This is a genomic window from Streptomyces sp. SID3212 (assembly GCF_009865405.1).
Lineage (GTDB): Bacteria > Actinomycetota > Actinomycetes > Streptomycetales > Streptomycetaceae > Streptomyces.
The window spans coordinates 1-2,772 of record NZ_WWJY01000312.1 but is presented as its reverse complement, the minus strand read 5'-3'; the positions used below and the strand labels follow the sequence as shown (position 1 = coordinate 2,772).

The 2,772-nt window shown below is 72.5% G+C and carries 2 protein-coding genes; one reads left to right on the top strand and one right to left on the bottom strand.

The features are described from left to right. The first annotated feature begins 116 nt into the window (after nucleotides 1–116). Complete coding sequence (gene hemQ / locus GT042_RS09550; RefSeq protein WP_161308276.1) at nucleotides 117–833, top strand: hydrogen peroxide-dependent heme synthase; 717 nt, start codon at nucleotides 117–119, stop codon at nucleotides 831–833. Between the two features lie 81 nt (nucleotides 834–914). On the opposite strand, the gene GT042_RS09545 is transcribed toward hemQ, so the two are convergent. Further along, on the bottom strand, nucleotides 915–2,546 hold the full coding sequence (locus GT042_RS09545) for an alpha/beta hydrolase (protein ID WP_161308275.1): 1,632 nt from the start codon (nucleotides 2,544–2,546) through the stop codon (nucleotides 915–917). Nucleotides 2,547–2,772 lie beyond the last annotated feature (226 nt).

The window sequence follows — 2,772 nt, the reverse complement described above, 5'->3', positions numbered from 1 at the left end:
CTACGACGGCGTCGGCATCCCCGCCTGCGTCGCGAGCGCCCGGCGCGCCGCCGACGAGATCATCGCCACGTCGACCCTGGCGCGGGGCACCGGACGCGGCGCGGGAGAATAGCCGTATGACTGCTGCACCAGACAAGACGCCGAACGCCGGCAAGAAGGCGAAGGACCTCAACGAGGTCATTCGCTACACCCTGTGGTCCGTCTTCAAGCTGCGCGAGGCGCTGCCCGAGGAACGGGGCGGGTACGCCGAGGAGGTCCAGGAGCTGTTCGACCAGCTCGACGCCAAGGACGTGACGGTACGCGGTACGTACGACGTGTCCGGGCTGCGCGCCGACGCCGATGTCATGATCTGGTGGCACGCCGAGACCGCCGACGAACTCCAGGACGCGTACAACCGCTTCCGCCGCACCCGGCTCGGCCGGGCGCTGGAGCCGGTCTGGTCGAACATGGCGCTGCACCGCCCCGCCGAGTTCAACAAGTCGCACGTGCCGGCGTTCCTCGCCGACGAGACGCCCCGCGACTACGTGAGCGTCTACCCCTTCGTACGCTCGTACGACTGGTACCTGCTGCCGGACGAGGAGCGCCGCCAGATGCTCGCGGACCACGGCAAGATGGCCCGCGGCTTCCCGGACGTACGCGCCAACACCGTGGCGTCGTTCTCGCTCGGGGACTACGAGTGGATCCTCGCCTTCGAGGCCGACGAGCTGTACCGCATCGTCGACCTGATGCGTCACCTCCGTGCCTCCAAGGCCCGGCTGTACGTCCGCGAAGAGGTGCCGTTCTACACCGGGCGCCGCAGGTCCGTGGCGGACCTGGTCGCCGGGCTCGCGTAGGGCCTGTCCCGCTCATCCCCGGAAAAGCCTGGTGGCCGGGTCCGTTCTCACCGAACGGGCCCGGCCACTCCGCCCGGAAGATCAGACGACCGGCGGCAGCTTCGTACCCGCCGTCCGCTCGTCCACCGACACCGGGTCCGGCTCCGCGTGCGGCGCGCATTCCGCGCGCCGCACCGGCGTCGTCCCCCGCAGCAGGTAGTCCTCCAGGTACCGGTTGACGCAGGCGTTGTCGCCGCCCGCGATCCCGTGCGTCCCGGCGTCGCGCTCGGTCACCAGCACCGAGCCCGCCAGCCGCCGCTCCAGTTCCAGCGCCCCCTCGTACGGGGTCGCCGCGTCCCGCTCCGCCGCCAGGATCAGCGTCGGCGGCAGCTCACCCGGCCAGGTCCGGACGTCCACCGGCCGCTGCCGGGGCGCGGACCAGAAGGCGCAGGGGAGATTCATCCACGCGTTGTCCCACGTCTCGAACGGCGCGGTCTCGGCGAGTTCGCTGTTGTCCCGGTCCCAGACCCGCCACTCGGTCGGCCACGGCGCGTCGTTGCACTCGACGGCCGTGTACACGGCGTTGCCGTTCTCGCTCTCCGCGGCGTCCCCCTCGCGCGGGGCCGCCTGCTCGACCAGCGGCTTCTCGTTGCCCTTCAGGTACTCGGAGAGCGCCGTGGCGCGCATCACCCAGTAGTCGTCGTAGTACCCGGCCCCGAGCATCGCGGCGTGCAGCTGCGCGGGACCGACCGTCCCGCCCGCCGGCTCGTGCGCGACCCGGGCGCGCACCCGCTCGTAACTGCGCGTCACCTGCTCGGCGTCGGTGCCCAGGTGGTACGTCGTGTCGTGCTTGGCCACCCAGGTACGGAAGTCGGCCCAGCGCCGCTCGAACGCCTGCGACTGGTCCATGTTGTTGCCGTACCAGATCTGCCGGGGGTCGGGGTTGACCGCCGAGTCGAAGACCATGCGCCGGACGTGCGACGGGAAGAGCGAGGCGTACAGCGCGCCGAAGTACGTGCCGTACGACGCCCCCATGAAGGTGAGCTTCTTCTCGCCGAGCGCCGCGCGCAGCACGTCCAGGTCACGGGCGTTGTTCAGCGAGGTGTAGTGCCGCAGGGCCGGCCCCGCGGTACGGGCGCAGCCCAGCGCGTACGCCTGCGCCTCGGCGATCCGCTCTTTCTTGTACGACTCCGAGGGATGCGTGGGGGACGCGGACGGCGCCTTGGCGAAGTCGGCCGGGTCCTGGCAGGAGAGCGGGGCGGAGCGGGCGACGCCGCGCGGGGCGTAGCCGACGAAGTCGTACGCCTGGGCGATCCGCTTCCACTTGGGCAGCGACGCGGCCCTCGGGAAGTACATGCCGGAGGCGCCGGGGCCGCCCGGGTTGTAGACCAGCGCGCCCTGCCGGTCGGCGGCCTTGCCGCTCGCGAGGGCCCGGCTGACGGTGAGCTTGATGGCGGGTCCCTCGGGGTCGGCGTAGTCGAGCGGGACTTCGACCGTGCCGCAGGTGACCGGGGCGGGCAGCATCTCCGACTTGGGGCAGCGGCCGAAGGCGATCCCCGCGTCCGCGGCCCGCTCGGCGGCGCGGAGGACTCCGTGCGCCTCGGCGGTGAGCGTCTCGCGGGTGGTCGCCCGGGGGCCGCCGGTGCCGGCGCCGTCCGCGGGGGCGGCGACGAGGGCCGACAGGACCAGGGAGCCCAGGGTGGTCAGAGCCCCGTACTTCACTACCGCTCGCATCGCGTTCCCTTCGTGCGTGCGGCCGAGGGGCCGGCCGCACGACCGAGAGTCGGCGCGGGGGAGGGGCGGGACAAGGACCGCCGGGCGGTGTCGGGGGCAATGACTCCGATGCGCGGTGGGGTCACTCCGGAGCACCTCCCGGGATGCGGAAGCGCCCGGAGTGTGCGTGGACGCGTGTGCGTGCACGAACTCCGGGCGCAGCCGCCTCCCGTTCCCCCCTTCCCCC